Raw genomic sequence first — 15,384 nt, 5'->3', positions numbered from 1 at the left:
GTTTAAACCGGTACGGCAGCGCAACGCTGCCCGGCCGGCGCACGGCGGGCCCGGACCGGGCGGGGGGCGCGCGGGGTGGTGCCGGTCACTCCGGAAGGCCGCCCCGCGCGCGGCGGTGCGGACGGCGGTGCGGACGGCGGTGCGGACGGCGGAACGCGCGGCGGGGCGGGCGCGGCGCGGCGGGGGCGCGACGGCGCGCGGGCGCGGTTCGCGGCGCGGGCGGGGCGGTTCGCGGCGCGGGCGGGCATGGCCGACCGGGGCCAAGTGCGTGACCTGCATGCGCTTCTCCCGGGGGTTCTGCCGTCACGCCCCATTTACGGCGGGTCCGCCGCCGTCCGCGTGAGACACATGTAAAAAAAGTGCATCGTGGGCGCAGTTACGTCAAGAGGTAACTTTACAGAGAGCCAAGCCCCACGTTGCACCGTTTTCCACCGGGTCAGGCGTTTCACTTTCGTCCTGCCTGGAAGAGCGCGGGAACATCGCCGGGGCGCGGCCGGTCGCACTTCGGGGACACACAGTCATCACCCCTGGGTAGCGGGTGGGTGGCGGGCCGCCGCGGGCCCCGCGGCACGGCTTGGCCGGACCACCGCCGGGTATGGCCGAGAATGTACGGTGGCCCAGCCACCCCGGATCCGCGATTGGTGTGTAGTACAGCCGTGCACCTGCTGAACGGTGAGCGTTCCGCTCACGACCTGACCTACAACGACGTCTTCATGGTCCCGCGCCGCTCCGCGGTCGGGTCCCGCCTGGAGGTCGACCTGTCGACCGCCGACGGCAGCGGCACGACGATCCCGCTCGTGGTGGCGAACATGACGGCCGTGTCCGGCCGCCGGATGGCCGAGACCGTCGCCCGGCGCGGCGCGCTCGCGGTGCTCCCGCAGGACATCCCGGCCGACGTCGTGGCGGAGGTGATCGGCTGGGTCAAGGGCCGCGACCTGGTCGTGGACACCCCGATCCGGCTGGATCCGGGCAGCACCGCCGGCGACGCGCTCGCGCTGCTGCCCAAGCGGGCGCACAACGCCGTGATCGTGGTCGAGGACGACCGCCCCGTCGGCGTGGTCACCGAGGCCGACTGCCAGGGCGTCGACCGGTTCGCGCAGCTCCGCGACATCATGTCCCGCGACCTGGTGACGCTGCCGGCCGGCGCGGACCCGCGCGAGGCGTTCGACCGGCTGCACGAGCGCGGCCACCGGCTCGCCCCGGTCGTCGACGCCGACGGGCGGCTCACCGGCGTCCTCACCCGCACCGGCGCGCTGCGCGCCACCCTCTACCGGCCCGCGGTGGACGCCGCGGGCCGGCTCCGCATCGCCGCCGCGGTCGGCGTGAACGGCGACGTCGCGGGCAAGGCCAAGGCGCTGCTGGAGGCGGGCGCCGACCTGCTCGTCGTCGACACCGCGCACGGGCACCAGGACAAGATGCTGAGCGCGCTGGCCGCCGTCCGCGGCCTCGACCCGGCCGTCCCGGTGGTGGCGGGCAACGTGGTGACCGCCGAGGGCACCCGCGACCTGATCGAGGCGGGCGCCGACATCGTCAAGGTCGGCGTGGGCCCCGGCGCGATGTGCACGACCCGGATGATGACCGGCGTCGGCCGCCCCCAGTTCTCCGCCGTGCTGGAGTGCGCCGCCGAGGCGCGCCGCCTCGGCCGGCACGTGTGGGCGGACGGCGGCGTCCGGCACCCGCGCGACGTGGCCCTGGCACTCGCCGCCGGCGCCGCGAACGTCATGGTCGGATCCTGGTTCGCCGGCACCTACGAGTCGCCCGGCGACCTGCAGCGCACCGCCGACGGCCGGCTCTACAAGGAGAGCTTCGGGATGGCGTCCGCGCGGGCGGTGCGGCTGCGCACCGCCGAGGACTCCCCGTTCGACCGGGCCCGCAAGGCCCTGTTCGAGGAGGGGATCTCCACCTCCCGGATGTTCCTGGACCCGCACCGCCCCGGCGTGGAGGACCTCGTCGACCAGATCGTGGCCGGGCTGCGCAGCTCGTGCACCTACGCGGGCGCGCGCACGCTGGAGGAGTTCCACGAGCGGGCCACGGTCGGGATCCAGAACACCTCCGGCTTCGCCGAGGGAATGCCGCTGTCCACCAGCTGGTAGGGCCTCCGGAGCACCGATGATCGCGTCGGGCTCCCCAAAAGGGGGTCCGATTCCCTATCCTGATCATCAGCTGCACCAGAGGCCACACCCGCTCGCATTCGGTCGACTCCCACGCAACCTTTGCCCGGTTCCGCGCGTCCATCATGTGAGCCGGGGCTTAAATCACCGTGGGTGGGAATCGGAGCGTACATGGGTCGGTCGTCGAGTCGGCACGCCCGGGACGGGGGCGGGGACGGCCCCTCCGGCGGGGCGCGGGGTCTCCCGCGCGCGCTCGCGCTGACCCTCGTGTCCGCCCTGGTCTGGGGCGTCGCCCACGTCGTCACCGGGCGCCGGATCGCCGGCTCCCTGCTGCTCGCCCTGTGGGCGGCGGTCGCCGCCACGCTGGCCGCGGCCGCCACCGTGTACCGGTCCGACCTGCTGCACCTGGCCGTCCAGCCGGACGTCGTGCAGCGGGTGGCGGCCGCGCTCGTCGCGTTCGGCGTGCTGTGGATCCTCGTCGTGATCCGCTCGTACCAGATCCTGCGGCCGCTGGGGATGCCGATCAGCGCCAGGACGCTCGGCGCCGCGTCCGTCGCGGTGATGTGCTTCGCGGTCGGCGTCCCGGTGGCGTGGTCGGCGCACAGCACCTACGTCTACCGGGACGCGCTGACCAGCATCTTCCGCACCGGCAGCGAGAACGGCAGGAAGGTCGACACCGAGGACCCGTTCAACGGGCAGGCCCGCGTCAACATCCTGCTGCTCGGCGGCGACGCCGCCGAGAACCGCACCGGCGTGCGCACCGACAGCATGACGCTCGCCAGCGTGGACACCGAGACCGGCGACACGGTGCTGCTGAGCCTGCCCCGCAACCTGGAGCGCTTCGAGATGCCGCCGGGCCCCGCCCGGGACCGGTTCCCCTACGGTTTCACCGGCGACGGCCCGCTGAACCCGGGCCTGCTGAACGAGGTGTACGAGTACGCCGAGCAGCACCCGGACGTGGTGCCCGGCGTCCCGAAGGACCACCGCGGCCCCGAGCTGCTGAAGGCCACGATCGCGGGCATCCTCGGACTGCGCGTCGACTACTACATCCTCGTCGACATGTTCGGCTTCGCCGACATCATCGACGCCATGGGCGGCGTCAAGCTCAAGATCACCGAGCCGATCCCGTACGGGCAGCAGGGCGCCGTCCTGCAGCCCGGCTACCGCAGGCTCGGCGGTAAGGAGGCCCTGTGGTACGGGCGCTCCCGCACCAACAGCAGCGACTACGTCCGGATGGGCCGGCAGAAGTGCCTGCTGCGCGCGATCGCCGAGCAGGCCGACCCGCAGACCGTCCTGACCAGCTTCGACAAGCTCGCCGCCGCCGCCAAGCGCACCCTGGCGACCGACATCCCGCAGGAGCTGCTGCCCGCGCTGGTGAAGCTGTCCAACGAGGTCAAGGACGGCGCCGAGATCCGCAGCCTGCAGTTCGTGCCGCCGCTGATCTACACCGGCAACCCCGACTTCAAGCTGATCCGCAAGCTGGCGTCCGAGGCCGTCAACAGCGACCCCCGCGCGGTGAGCGCGCCCACGAGCGGCGCCGCGAGCGGCTCCCCGAGCGCCTCGCCGAGCGGGCCGGAGAGCCCCTCGCAGGGCTCGCCGGGCACGTCGTCGTCCCCCAAGCCGGACACCAAGCCGGTGTCGCTGGAGGACAGCTGCCCGTGACCGGCCGCGTCCGCGCGGGTGGATCATAGAGGGAGACGACCTCGGCGAAAGGGCGGGTGAGGGTGCCTTCGATCCAGGGCTGCGACGCCTTCCAGGTGGCGATGCCGCGCGGGCGGCGGCCGCAGAGCGTGCTGGTCCGGCTCGCCGGCGGCGACGCGGTCGGCTGGGGCGAGATGGCCGTGCCGGGCGGCGGCGCGGGCGGGGACGCGGCGTGGGCCGACATCGAGACGCGGATGGCCCCGGCCCTCATCGGGCTCGACTGGGACCGGCCCGAGGACGTGTCCGCCGCCGCCGACCTCGGCGCCAGCGAGGCCGCCGCGGCCGTGGACACCGCCTGCTGGGACCTGTGGTGCCGGACGCGGGGCCTGCCGCTCGCGCACGCGCTCGGCGGCACCCGCACGTCCATCGTGACGGGCGCGCGGATCTCCCCCGAGCCGGCGCTCGACACGGTCTCGGCCCGCGTCAACAAGGCGGTCGGCGCCGGCCACACCCGCGTCACGCTGGACATCCGCCCGGGCTGGGACATCGAGCCCGTCCGGGTGATCCGGCAGGCGTACCCGGCACTGGCCCTCGTCGCCGACGCGGGGCACGCCTACACCGAGTCGCCCGAGCACCTGGCGGTGCTGGAGGCGCTGGACGCCTACGGCCTGGCGGCGGTCGAGCGCCCGTTCCCGGCCGGCGACCTGGCCGCGCACGCCCGGCTGCAGCTGCGGCTCGGCACCGCGGTCGCGCCGGCGGTCGGCGACCTGGAGATCCTGGACGCGGCGCTGTCGGCGGGGGCGGGCCGGGCCCTGCACCTGCGGCCGGACCGGTTCGGCGGGCTCACCGCGGCGCGCAGCGCCCACGACCTGGCGTACGCGGCGGGCTGGGACGTGTGGTGCAGCGGGACCGGCGCGTTCGGGATCGGGCAGGCCGCCGCGGTGGCGCTCGCCGCGCTGCCGGGCTGCACGCTGCCGAGCGACGTGTCCGACCCGGCGGGCGGGCCGGTGTTCGTGACGCCGCCCGTCCGCTCGTCCGGCGGCGTCGTCGGCGTCCCGCTCACCCAGCCGGGCCTCGGCCACGAGATCGACGAGGCGCGCATCGAGCGGCTCGCGACGCGCCGCATGCGGCTGACCGCGTGACGGATGCGGGCGGTGCGACGGCTACGGGCGCCATGACGGCTATGGGCGGTGAGGCGGCGCCCGCCGCGGTCTGGGTGGTGGCGGGCGCGCCGGGCGCCGGGAAGACGACCGTGGCGGAGCTGCTGCTGCGGCGGCTGCGGCCGGTGCCCGCGCTGCTGGACAAGGACACCGTGTACGGGGCGTTCGTGGCGGCCGTCCTCGCCGCGGCCTCCCGCGACCCCGGTGAGCGGGAGGGCCCCTGGTACGACGAGCACGTCAAGCCGCACGAGTACGCCGGCTTGACCGCCACGGCCCGGGAGATCCGCTCGCACGGGTGCCCGGTGCTGCTGAGCGCGCCGTTCACCGGGCAGATCCGGGACACGTCCCGGTGGGCGGAGTGGGTCGCGGCGCTGGGCGGGGCGCCCGTCCGGCTGGTGTGGATCCGGTCGGACGCGCGGACGCTCCGCCACCGGCTGGAGGCGCGCGGCTCGTCCCGCGACACCGCCAAGCTGGCCGCGTTCGAGGCGTTCACCGCGCGGATGCGCCCGGCGGAGCCGCCGCCGGTGCCGCACCTCGCCGTGGACAACCGCCTCGGCGCCGCGGTGCCGCTGGAGGCCCAGCTGGACGGCCTGCTGGGCGGCCGGCCAGGGTGAGCGTCCGGCGGAGCGCCGGGGCAATGCGACTGGCGGAGGCCGCACGGACCTCCGCCAGCACCGGCCGGGCCGCCGTTGCGGCGGCCGGCCGGGATCAGACGTTGATGTTGATGTTGGTGTTGGTGTTGTCGTCGTCGTGGTGGTGACCGCAGCAGCCGCATCCGCAGTGGTCCATGGCCGGCGCGTGGACCGCGGGCGCGGCCGGGGCGGCCGAGGCCGCCGCCGCCATGCCGAAGACTCCGGCCATCGTCGTGCCGGCCGTCAGGACCAGAACCGAGAGAAACCTGCTCATTGATCGTTCCTTTCGCCCTTCCGATACTTCCTCCGCGATCCTCTCCGAGGAAGTACTTAGAGTGGTCAGATCACTACTCTAAGTAAGGCAAAGGATGGGCGCCCGTCCGGTCGGCCGGCTCAGTACGACTTGGGCAGGCCCAGGGTGTGCTGGGCGACGAAGTTGAGGATCATCTCCCGGCTGACGGGGGCGATGCGCATGAGGCGGACGACGCCGGCGAGCATCCCGACGCCGTACTCGGTGGTGAGGCCGTTGCCGCCGTGCGTCTGGATGGCCTGGTCGACGCAGTGGATCGCGGCCTCCGCGGTCGCGTACTTGGCCATGTTCGCGGCCTCGCCCGCGCCCGCGTCGTCGCCCTCGTCGTACAGCCAGGCGGCCTTCTGCCCCATCAGCCGGGCCAGCTCCAGCTCGATCTTGGCGGCGGCGAGCGGGTGCGCGAGGCCCTGGTGGGCGCCGATGGGCGTCTTGAAGACCTGCCGGTCCCTGGCGTAGGCCGTGGCCTTGCCGAGCGCGAGCCGGCCGATGCCGGCGCCCATCGCGGACGCCATGATCCGCTCGGGGTTGAGGCCGGCGAACAGCTGCAGCAGCCCGCCGTCCTCGTCGCCGACGAGCGCGTCGTAGGGCAGCCGGACGTCGTCGAGGTGGCAGACGAACTGCTTCTCCGGCGACACGATCTCCATGTCGATGGGCGTGCAGGTGAAGCCCGCCGCGTCCGTCGGGACGATGAACAGCGAGGGCCGCAGGTTGCCCTTCTGGTCCTGCGAGCGGGCGACGAACAGGACGGCGTCCGACTCGTCCACGCCGGAGATGAACGTCTTCTGCCCCGTCAGCACCCACCCGCCCGCCTCCCCTGCCCCCTTCACGTCCCGGCGGGCCGTGGTGGTGATGCGGTGGGAGTTGGAGCCGGCGTCGGGCTCGGTGATCGCGAACGCCATCTTCACCGACCCGTCGGCGAAGCGGGGCAGCCAGTGCGCGCGCTGCTCCGCGGTGCCGGACCGCGCGATGATCGTCGCGCAGATCGCCGGGGACACGACCATCAGCAGCAGCGGGCACCCGGCGGCGGCCAGTTCCTCGCACACGGCGGCGAGGTCGCCGATCCCGCCGCCCCCGCCGCCGTACTCCTCCGGCACGTTGACGCCGAGGTACCCGAGCCGCCCGGCCTCGGCCCACAGCTCGTCGGTCTTCTGCCCGGCCCTGGCCTTCTCCACGTAGTAGGACGGCCCGTACTTCGCGCCCAGTTCGGCGACGGCCGCGCGCAGCGCCCGCCGCTCCTCGGTCTCGACGAAGCTCATGCGGGGGTCCCTTCGGTGGCGGCCTCGGTTGCGGCCTCGATGACGGCGAGGACGGCGCCGGACTCGACCTGCCGTCCGGCGGCGACGTTCAGTTCCGCGACCGTCCCGGCGGACGGGGCGGTGATGCGGTGCTCCATCTTCATGGCCTCCAGGACCACGAGGACCTGCCCCTCGGCGACCCGCGCGCCCGCCTCGGCCTCGACGCGGACGACGGTCCCGGGCATGGGGGCGAGCAGGGAGCCGGGGGCGAGCCGGCCGCTCGGGTCGGCGAACCGCGGGACGGCGGTGAGCGCCACCGGCCCGAGGCGGGAGTCGACGTGCACCGCGTCCCCGGCCGCGGTGACGGCGAAGGTCTCGCGGAGGCCGCCGCGGTCGAGGACGACCCGGTCCGGCGCGGCGCTGACCAGGGCGGTGCCCGGGCACAGCTCGGAGGCGAGGCCGTCCCTGTGCAGCAGGTAGTCGACGTCGACCGTCCCGTAGGGGCCCTCGAACGTCCTGCGCTGCGGCTGCGACCGCACGTTGCGCCATCCGGACGGCAGCCGGCCGAGCACGGGCGCCGCCGACCGGTTCGCGGCGGCCAGCGCGAGGGCGGCGGCCAGCGCCGAGACCCGCACCGCGGCCTCGTCCGCCAGCGGCGCCGCCAGGGCGGCGAGGCCGACGCGGTCGAGGTAGCCGGTGTCGGTGTCGCCGTCCAGGAAGCCCGGTTCCTCCAGGATCCGGACGAGCAGGTCCCGGTTCGTGGTGAGGCCGTGGACGCGGGCGCCGCGCAGCCCGGCGGCGAGCCGCCGGGCTGCGGCGGACCGGGTCGGGGCCCAGGCGATCACCTTGGCGAGCATCGGGTCGTAGTGGACGCCGACCTCCGCGCCGCTCTCCACGCCGCTGTCGAGCCGCAGCCCGTGCGCCGCCGGGACGGCGAACTCGGCGTCCGCGCCCGGCACCTCGAAGGTGTGCAGGGTGCCGCTGGCGGGGCGCCAGTCGTGCGCGGGGTCCTCCGCGTACAGGCGGACCTCGATCGCGTGGCCGCGCGGCTCCGGCGGCGAAGCGGGCAGGCGGGCGCCTTCGGCCACCTCGATCTGCAGCCGGACGAGGTCCACCCCGTACACGCATTCGGTGACCGGGTGCTCGACCTGCAGGCGGGTGTTGACCTCGAGGAAGAAGAAGCGGCCGTCGCGGGCGAGCATGAACTCGACCGTCCCGGCGCCGGTGTAGCCGATGGCGCGGGCCGCGTCCGCCGCCGCCGCGCACAGCTCGGCGCGCAGCTCCGGGCCGACGGCGGGCGACGGCGCCTCCTCGACGATCTTCTGGTGGCGGCGCTGGATCGAGCACTCGCGCTCGCCGAGGGTCCAGACGGTGCCGTGGGCGTCGGCGAGGACCTGCACCTCGATGTGCCGGGCGTCCTCCAGCAGCGGCTCGCAGAACACGGCCGGGTCGCCGAACGCCGACTCCGCCTCGCGGCGCGCCCCCGCCACGGCGTCCTGGAGGCCGTCCGGCGCCCGGACGATCCGCATGCCGCGCCCGCCGCCGCCCGCGGACGCCTTGACCAGCAGCGGGAAGTCGGCGGCCGTCGCGGCGGCCGGGTCCAGCTCCGGCAGCACCGGGACGCCGGCGGCGGCCATCAGCTTCTTGGCCTCGATCTTGGAGCCCATCGCGGCGATCGCGTCCGGCGGCGGGCCGATCCAGGTCAGGCCGGCGTCCAGCACGGCCCGCGCGAACCCGGCGTTCTCCGACAGGAACCCGTAGCCGGGGTGGACGGCGTCGGCACCCGCGCTCGCGGCGATCGCGAGGAGCCGCTCCGCCGACAGGTACGTCTCGGCCGGGGCCGCGCCGGGCAGCCGCCCGGCTGTGTCGGCCTCCCGGACGTGCGGCGCGTCCGCGTCGGGGTCGGAGAACACCGCGACCGTCCCGATGCCGAGGTCCCGGCAGGCGCGCAGGACGCGGCGGGCGATCTCGCCGCGGTTGGCGACCAGCACTCTGTTGATCATTGATTCGCTCACATCCGGAAGACGCCGAAGCCGTCGGCTCCGCGCACGGGCGCGTTGTGGACGGCGGACAGGCACAGGCCGAGGACGGTGCGGGTGTCGCGCGGGTCGATCACGCCGTCGTCGTAGAGCCGCCCCGACAGGAAGAACGGCAGCGACTCCGCCTCGATCTGCGCCTCGACCATCTCCCGCATGGCGCGGTCCTGGTCGTCGTCGTAGGCCTGCCCGCGCGCCTCGGCGGCCTGCCGCGCCACGATCGACAGGACCCCGGCGAGCTGCTGCGGCCCCATCACCGCCGACTTCGCGCTCGGCCAGGCGAACAGGAACCGAGGGTCGTACGCCCGGCCGCACATGCCGTAGTTGCCCGCCCCGTACGAGGCGCCCATCACGATCGAGATGTGCGGCACCCTGCTGTTGGCCACCGCGTTGATCATCAGTGCGCCGTGCTTGATGATCCCGGCCTGCTCGTACTCCTTGCCGACCATGTAGCCGGTGGTGTTGTGCAGGAACAGCAGCGGGGTGTCGCTCTGGTTGGCGAGCTGGATGAACTGGGCCGCCTTCTGCGCCTCGGCGCCGAACAGGACGCCCTGCGCGTTGGCCAGCACCCCGACCGGGTAGCCGTGCACGCGCGTCCAGCCGGTGACGAGGCTCGTCCCGTAGAGCGGCTTGAACTCCTCGAAGCGCGAGCCGTCGGCGATCCGGGCGACGACCTCGCGCGGGTCGAACGGGACCTTGAGGTCCTCGGGGACGATCCCGGCGAGTTCCTCCGCGTCGTACAGCGGCTCCTCCACCGGGCCGGGCGCCGGGCCGAGCTTGCGGTGGTTGAGGTTCTTGACGATCTGCCGGCCGAGGCGCAGCGCGTCCGCCTCGTCGGCGGCCATGTAGTCGGCGAGGCCGGACGTGCGGGCGTGCATCTCCGCGCCGCCGAGCTCCTCGTCGTCGGCCTCCTCGCCCGTCGCCATCTTCACCAGCGGCGGGCCGCCGAGGAACACCTTCGCGCGCTCCTTCACCATGACGACGTAGTCGCACATGCCCGGGATGTACGCGCCGCCGGCGGTCGAGTTGCCGAAGACGAGCGCGATCGTCGGGATCCCGGCCGCCGACAGCCGGGTCAGGTCCCGGAACATCCGCCCGCCGGGGATGAAGATCTCCTTCTGCGTCGGCAGGTCCGCGCCGCCCGACTCGACCAGGTTGATGACCGGGAGCCGGTTCTCCAGCGCGATGTCGGACGCCCGGAAGCTCTTCTTCACCGTCCACGGGTTGCTGGACCCGCCCCGCACCGTCGGGTCGTTCGCCACGATCACGCACTCGACGCCCTCGACGACCCCGATGCCGGTGACCACGCTGGCGCCGACGGGGAAGTCGCTCCCCCAGGCGGCGAGCGGGCTCAGCTCCAGGAACGGCGAGTCGGGGTCGAGCAGCAGCTCGATGCGCTCGCGGGCCAGCAGCTTCCCGCGCCTGCGGTGCCGCGCGACGTACTTCTCGCCGCCGCCTTCGAGGGCCTTGGCGTGCTCGGCGTCCAGCGCCGCGAGCTTGTCCAGCATGGCGGCGCGGCGCTCCCGGTACTCGGGGCTCCGCGCGTCCAGCGTGCTCTTCAGGGTCAAAGGAGTGCCTCCGGGATGTCGACGAGGCGGGACCGCAGCCACTCCCCGAGGGCCTTGCCCTGCGGGTCGAACCGGGTCGAGGCGGATACGCCCTCCTGCAGCAGCCCCTCGACCACGAAGTTGACCGCGCGCAGGCCGGGCAGGACGTGCCGGTGGACGGTGTGCTCTTGCGTCTCGGGCAGCAGCTCCTTGAACCTCTCCACGGTCAGGAAGGGTTCGAGCCAGTCCCATTGGGCGCCGGTCCGGGCCCAGACGCCGATGTTGGCGTCCCCGCCCTTGTCCCCGCTCCGCGCCCCGGCCACCCGTCCGAGGGGCGCCCTGACGGCCGGCCCCCGGGGGGCGGCTTGCGGTGGGGACTGGGCGGCGCCTTCCTGCCCGCCCGCCCCCGTGATCGGTGCCGTGACCGGCGCGGGGGCGATCGGTACGCGGGTGCCGTCCGGGGTGACGGCGACGTGGTCGACCGCCTCGTTCGGCACGTACGCCGGCGAGTACACGCCGTACGGGGCGCCCTTGCCGGGTGGCGAGGTCATCGTGAAGCCCGGGTAGCCGGCGAGGGCCAGCTCCACCGCCGCGTTGCTGAACGCGCGGCCGACCTTGTGCGGGTCCGGGTCGAGGACGGCGCAGCGGAGCAGCGCGGTCGCCTCCCCCTGCGTGGCCGGGTCGGCCTTGGCATCGCCGATGAGCGTCCACTCCACCCGGGCCGGCGGCGCGTCGCCGAACGCGGCCGCCATCCGCGCCTTGACCGACTCCGCCTTGGCCTCGATGCCGAGCCCGGTGAGGACGAACGTCATCTCGTTGCGGTGGCCGCCGAGATGGTTCAGGCACACCTTGGTGGACGCCGGCGGCGGTGCCCCCTCGACGCCGCTGATCCGCACACGGTCGGGCCCGTCCTGGGCCAGCCGGATCGTGTCGAAGCGGGTCGTCACGTCGGGCCCGGCATAGGCCGGCCCGCCGATCTCGTAGAGGAGCTGGGCCGCGACCGTCTCGGTGGTCACCGCGCCGCCGGTTCCGTCGTGCTTGGTGATGACGCTGGAGCCGTCGGCATGGATCTCCGCGATCGGGAAGCCCGGTGCCTTTACATTGTAGATTTCTTCGAAGAAGGCGTAGTTGCCGCCCGTGGCCTGGGCCCCGCACTCCAGGACGTGCCCGGCGACGGTCGCGCCCGCCAGGGCGTCCCAGTCGTCCCGCGCCCATCCGAAGTGCGCGGCGGCCGGGCCCACCACCAGTGAGGCGTCGGTGACGCGGCCGGTCACCACCACATCGGCGCCCGCCTTCAGGCACTCGGCGATCCCCCAGGCGCCCAGGTACGCGTTGGCGGTGAGCGGCGCTCCGTACGGAGAGTCGGCGAAGCCGAACTCGCCGGCCCGCGCCAGTAGGTCGTCGCCCTCCACATGGGCGACGCGCACCTCGATCCCGAGCCGCGCGGCCAGGTCGCGCAGCCGGTCGGCGAGCCCGCGCGGGTTCAGCCCGCCGGCGTTCGCGACGATCGCGGTGCCCCGCTCCACCGCCAGCCCGAGAGACTCCTCCAGCTGGCGCAGGAACGTGGTGGCGTACCCGGCGTCCGGGTCCTTCATCTTGCCGCGGCCCAGGATCAGCATCGTCAACTCGGCGAGGTAGTCGCCGGTGAGGACGTCCAGCGGCCCGCCCTCCAGCATCTCCCGCACCGCGGCGAAGCGGTCGCCGTAGAAGCCCGAGGCGTTCCCGACCCGCAGCGGTTGGCTCATGGCTGAACACTGCCAGCCCCGCCTGAAAAAATCAATCGCGCATGATTGTTTTTCTGCGGGGCGGTTTGGTTGACTGGAGGCCCGTCGAGCCGAGGAAGCCATGACCGCCCGGGCACTCCCCCGCGAACCGCAGCAGGACCGCAGCCGCGCCACCCGGCGGCGCCTCCTGGAGGCCGCTATCGACTGCCTCGCCTCGGTGGGCTGGGCCGGCACCACCGTCGCCGTGGTCGCCGAGCGCGCGGGCGTCTCCCGGGGCGCGGCGCAGCACCACTTCCGGACGCGGGAGGAGCTGGTGACGGCCGCGGTCGGCTACGGCTCCGAGGTGCGGATGACCCAGATGCGCGAGCGCCTGGACGGGCTCGCCGGCCGCCGCCCGTCCACGCTCGACATCGTGGCCCTGCTCGGCGAGATGTACACGAGCCCGCTGTTCCGCGCCGCGCTGCAGCTGTGGGTCGCGGCCAGCTCCGACGAGCAGCTCCGCGCGCAGGTCCTCCCCCTCGAAGCCCGCGTGGGGCGGGAGGCGCACCGCCTCACCGTCGAGGCGCTCGGCGCGGACGAGAGCGTCGCCGGCGTCCGCGAGACCGTCCAGGCGACCCTCGACCTGGTCCGCGGGCTGGGCCTCGCCGACCTGCTCACCGACGACTCGGCGCGCCGCACCCGCCTGCTGACCCAGTGGGCCGCCACCCTCGACCGGGCCCTCGGCCGCTGACTCGGCCCGGCCCGCCCGGGCGCGCGGTCAGAGGGAGATCTCCCGCAACGGGTCGCCGCCGTCGACGAGGAGGCGGCCGCCCGGCGCCGGCACCGCCGCGACGCGCCGCACGGCGCGGCGGCCGGCCTGCGAGTGACGCCCGTCGAGCACCCCGACTCCGCCTGCGCGACCGCCGCGGCGGACCGGTCGATCGCGAGGACGTGCCCGCCACCGCCGAGCATCGCCGGGATCGAGGCCGCGGACCCCGGCCGTCCACGCCGCGTAGCCCCCGTCGAGCTGTGCGAGCGCCTCGGCGGCGGAGCCCGCGTACCGGAAGCTCTCGTAGTCGACGGGCGGCCCACCGAAATGGCCGGCCACCCGCACGCCGGGCTCACCGACGATGAGGCGCCCGAGCCGCCAGGCGATCGCGGTCACCGGCGGCGGGACGGGTTCCGGTTGGGCGAAGTCGATGACGTACTCCCCGCCCCCGCTTCCATCGGGCTCACCGTCTCCGCGCGCGGGCGGACGCTCCACGTGCCGGGCACCGGCTCCCAGAAGTACTCGCCGACGAGCTGCTCCGTCCAGTCGATCGCCATGCCCGTGAGCCCACGAAGATTTGCCGGCGTGTCGCGAACCCGCACCCGCGACAGGCAGGTACGCCTGCCCACCAGGTCAGACGCGCCTCCGCCCACTTCTCCACCGACCCGGCTCATGACAATCTGTGTTCGCCCGACTACAAATGGGCGCCATCCCGGCGCCGCGGGTGAAGGGAGAACGACATGGCGAAAACGACATGGCGGATCATGGCGGCGGTCGCGCTCTGCGGGGCGGCCTGCCTCACGGTGGCGCCGCCCGCCCAGGCGACGAGCTGCTTCTGGGAGGACCCGGGCCAGCAGGGCTCGAGCCGCTGCTACGAGAACAACGTCCAGGACTTCGGCGGCCAGCGCTTCCCCAACGGCCACAACGTCCAGCAGACAGCCAGCTCGTGGCGGAACCTCAACACCGTCTGGAACGAGGTCGTCTACAGCGAGCCCAACTTCACCGGCCAGTCGCAGGAGCTCGAGGACGAGACCGACGGGAACCTGAACCCGGGGATCAACGACCACCTCGGTTCCTTCGACGCGGCCTGACCCGATGAGAGGGTCCGGGCGTGGAACCCCGCGCCGCCCGGACCCGCCGTTCGCGATGCGAGAGAGGCACCACGGTGAACCACGCACGGGCGACCGCCGCGCTGCTCGTCCCGCTCCTCCTCGCGGGATGCGGGGCCCAGCGTCCGGACGAACCCGCCGTCCGCGTCCGGCACGTCGGCGACGTCGCCGCGCTCACCCTCCCCCTCGACGCCTACCGGACGAGTCCCGCGCAGCGGAAGACCGTCCAGCGTGCCGAGAAGAAGCTCGTGACCGCATGTCTACGGCGCTACGGCGTCGCCTTCGACGTCGGTGACCCCGCGCCGCCGCCGTTCTCCCAGAACGCCCGCCGCTACGGTCTCGCCGACGAGGAGCGGGCGGGCAGGCTCGGCTACAGCAGCCCCGAGATCAGCAAGCGGCCACCGCGGCCGGACCTGCCGCCGCGGGCGCGCGAGGCCGCCTGGGGCGACGGACCGGCGAAGATCCACGGCCGTGCCGTGCCGGAGGGCGGCTGCGTCGGCGAGGCCGGCCGCACATTGAACGCGGGCTCCCGGCAGTCCGGGACGCTCGGGGACCGCCTGGCCTTCACGAGCCTCCAACGGGCGGCGAAGGACAGCCGCGTCCGTACCGCGTTCGCGGTCTGGAGCCGCTGCATGAAGCGGGCGGGCCATTCGTATGCGACGCCCAGGGACGCCAACCGCGACCGGCGATTCATCGACGGGCCCGACCATCGCGTCACCAGGGTGGAAAAGGCGACGGCCGTGGCCGACGTGCGCTGCAAGCACGAGGCCCGTCTCATCGACATCTGGGCAAGTGTCGAGGCCGCTTACCAGAAGCGCCTGATCGCCCGTCACAAAACCGAACTCGACCGGGAGCGCGCGGCCAACGCCGCCCGGATCGGCAACGCGAACCGGGTGCTGGCCGGGTCGCCCCGAGGGTGAAATGAGAAAGGCCCCGCCGGTGACGGCGGGGCCTTCCTGCAATATGTGTCCGGCGGCGTCCTACTCTCCCACACAGTCTCCCATGCAGTACCATCGGCGCTGAAGGGCTTAACTTCCGGGTTCGGGATGGGACCGGGTGTTTCCCCTTCGCCAAAACCACCGAACGTCTCAACGCACCACCCGCACACGGATGGGCAAATCAACGTCCAAG

General features: G+C 73.9%; 13 protein-coding genes and 1 rRNA gene. 7 read left to right on the top strand and 7 right to left on the bottom strand.

Annotated features, from left to right (window positions below; translation table 11 throughout):
* Positions 1-656: 656 nt before the first annotated feature.
* From HUT06_RS19265 to HUT06_RS19250, 4 genes are all read left to right on the top strand, one after another.
* Positions 657-2,093, top strand: coding sequence for a GuaB1 family IMP dehydrogenase-related protein (locus HUT06_RS19265; protein WP_302931813.1), 1,437 nt, complete (start codon positions 657-659; stop codon positions 2,091-2,093).
* A 189-nt stretch (positions 2,094-2,282) separates the two neighbouring features.
* Entirely contained in the window at positions 2,283-3,773 is a 1,491-nt protein-coding gene (locus HUT06_RS19260; protein WP_176197007.1) for an LCP family protein, read from the top strand.
* Between the two features lie 62 nt (positions 3,774-3,835).
* Positions 3,836-4,894 (top strand): enolase C-terminal domain-like protein, encoded by a 1,059-nt coding sequence (locus HUT06_RS19255; RefSeq protein ID WP_176197006.1) that lies wholly within the window; start codon positions 3,836-3,838, stop codon positions 4,892-4,894.
* A 41-nt stretch (positions 4,895-4,935) separates the two neighbouring features.
* Positions 4,936-5,526, top strand: a complete 591-nt coding sequence (locus HUT06_RS19250) for an AAA family ATPase (protein WP_176197005.1) — start codon at positions 4,936-4,938, stop codon at positions 5,524-5,526.
* A 94-nt stretch (positions 5,527-5,620) separates the two neighbouring features.
* Here the strand turns inward: HUT06_RS19250 and HUT06_RS19245 are convergent, their stop codons facing one another.
* The 5 genes from HUT06_RS19245 to HUT06_RS19225 form a co-directional block, all read right to left on the bottom strand.
* Positions 5,621-5,818, bottom strand: a complete 198-nt coding sequence (locus HUT06_RS19245) for a hypothetical protein (RefSeq protein ID WP_176197004.1) — start codon at positions 5,816-5,818, stop codon at positions 5,621-5,623.
* Positions 5,819-5,937: 119 nt separating this feature from the next.
* Positions 5,938-7,110, bottom strand: coding sequence for an acyl-CoA dehydrogenase family protein (locus HUT06_RS19240; protein WP_176197003.1), 1,173 nt, complete (start codon positions 7,108-7,110; stop codon positions 5,938-5,940).
* Complete coding sequence (locus HUT06_RS19235) at positions 7,107-9,092, bottom strand: biotin carboxylase N-terminal domain-containing protein (RefSeq protein WP_176197002.1); 1,986 nt, start codon at positions 9,090-9,092, stop codon at positions 7,107-7,109. Before HUT06_RS19235 ends, HUT06_RS19240 begins: the two co-directional genes overlap by 4 nt.
* 8 nt (positions 9,093-9,100) lie before the next feature.
* A complete protein-coding gene (locus HUT06_RS19230; RefSeq protein ID WP_254715776.1) occupies positions 9,101-10,633 on the bottom strand; it encodes an acyl-CoA carboxylase subunit beta in 1,533 nt (510 codons plus the stop codon).
* A gap of 56 nt (positions 10,634-10,689) precedes the next feature.
* Positions 10,690-12,417: an acyclic terpene utilization AtuA family protein gene (locus tag HUT06_RS19225; protein ID WP_176197000.1), complete on the bottom strand. Its 1,728-nt coding sequence runs from the start codon at positions 12,415-12,417 to the stop codon at positions 10,690-10,692.
* Between the two features lie 100 nt (positions 12,418-12,517).
* Between HUT06_RS19225 and HUT06_RS19220 the strand changes: the two genes are divergently transcribed.
* Entirely contained in the window at positions 12,518-13,126 is a 609-nt protein-coding gene (locus HUT06_RS19220; protein ID WP_176196999.1) for a TetR/AcrR family transcriptional regulator, read from the top strand.
* A gap of 27 nt (positions 13,127-13,153) precedes the next feature.
* On the opposite strand, the gene HUT06_RS43850 is transcribed toward HUT06_RS19220, so the two are convergent.
* The gene (locus tag HUT06_RS43850; RefSeq protein ID WP_217711344.1) at positions 13,154-13,639 is read right to left on the bottom strand and encodes a hypothetical protein; all 486 of its coding nucleotides are present in this window, start codon (positions 13,637-13,639) and stop codon (positions 13,154-13,156) included.
* Positions 13,640-13,884: 245 nt separating this feature from the next.
* Here HUT06_RS43850 and HUT06_RS19205 point away from each other — a divergent pair, with 245 nt between their 5' ends.
* Positions 13,885-14,235 (top strand): peptidase inhibitor family I36 protein, encoded by a 351-nt coding sequence (locus HUT06_RS19205; RefSeq protein WP_176196998.1) that lies wholly within the window; start codon positions 13,885-13,887, stop codon positions 14,233-14,235.
* A gap of 74 nt (positions 14,236-14,309) precedes the next feature.
* A complete protein-coding gene (locus HUT06_RS19200; protein WP_176196997.1) occupies positions 14,310-15,173 on the top strand; it encodes a hypothetical protein in 864 nt (287 codons plus the stop codon).
* Between the two features lie 47 nt (positions 15,174-15,220).
* Here the strand turns inward: HUT06_RS19200 and rrf are convergent.
* A 5S ribosomal RNA gene (gene rrf / locus HUT06_RS19195) occupies positions 15,221-15,337 on the bottom strand.
* Between the last annotated feature and the right edge of the window lie 47 nt (positions 15,338-15,384).

The sequence above is a fragment of the Actinomadura sp. NAK00032 genome, assembly GCF_013364275.1.
Taxonomy (GTDB): Bacteria; Actinomycetota; Actinomycetes; order Streptosporangiales; family Streptosporangiaceae; genus Spirillospora.
Note: the sequence above shows the minus strand (reverse complement) of the source record. Positions and strands in the feature narration are given on the sequence as shown.

What these genes read in the sequence shown, in the direction of transcription:
- HUT06_RS19260 (WP_176197007.1), top strand. Translation starts at nt 2,283, where the DNA reads ATGGGTCGGTCGTCGAGTCGGCACGCCCGGGACGGGGGCGGGGACGGC.
- HUT06_RS19250 (WP_176197005.1), top strand. Translation starts at nt 4,936, where the DNA reads ATGGGCGGTGAGGCGGCGCCCGCCGCGGTCTGGGTGGTGGCGGGCGCG.
- HUT06_RS19245 (WP_176197004.1), bottom strand. Translation starts at nt 5,818, where the DNA reads ATGAGCAGGTTTCTCTCGGTTCTGGTCCTGACGGCCGGCACGACGATG.
- HUT06_RS19240 (WP_176197003.1), bottom strand. Translation starts at nt 7,110, where the DNA reads ATGAGCTTCGTCGAGACCGAGGAGCGGCGGGCGCTGCGCGCGGCCGTC.
- HUT06_RS19235 (WP_176197002.1), bottom strand. Translation starts at nt 9,092, where the DNA reads ATGATCAACAGAGTGCTGGTCGCCAACCGCGGCGAGATCGCCCGCCGC.
- HUT06_RS19230 (WP_254715776.1), bottom strand. Translation starts at nt 10,633, where the DNA reads ATGCTGGACAAGCTCGCGGCGCTGGACGCCGAGCACGCCAAGGCCCTC.
- HUT06_RS19225 (WP_176197000.1), bottom strand. Translation starts at nt 12,417, where the DNA reads ATGAGCCAACCGCTGCGGGTCGGGAACGCCTCGGGCTTCTACGGCGAC.
- HUT06_RS19220 (WP_176196999.1), top strand. Translation starts at nt 12,518, where the DNA reads ATGACCGCCCGGGCACTCCCCCGCGAACCGCAGCAGGACCGCAGCCGC.
- HUT06_RS19205 (WP_176196998.1), top strand. Translation starts at nt 13,885, where the DNA reads ATGGCGAAAACGACATGGCGGATCATGGCGGCGGTCGCGCTCTGCGGG.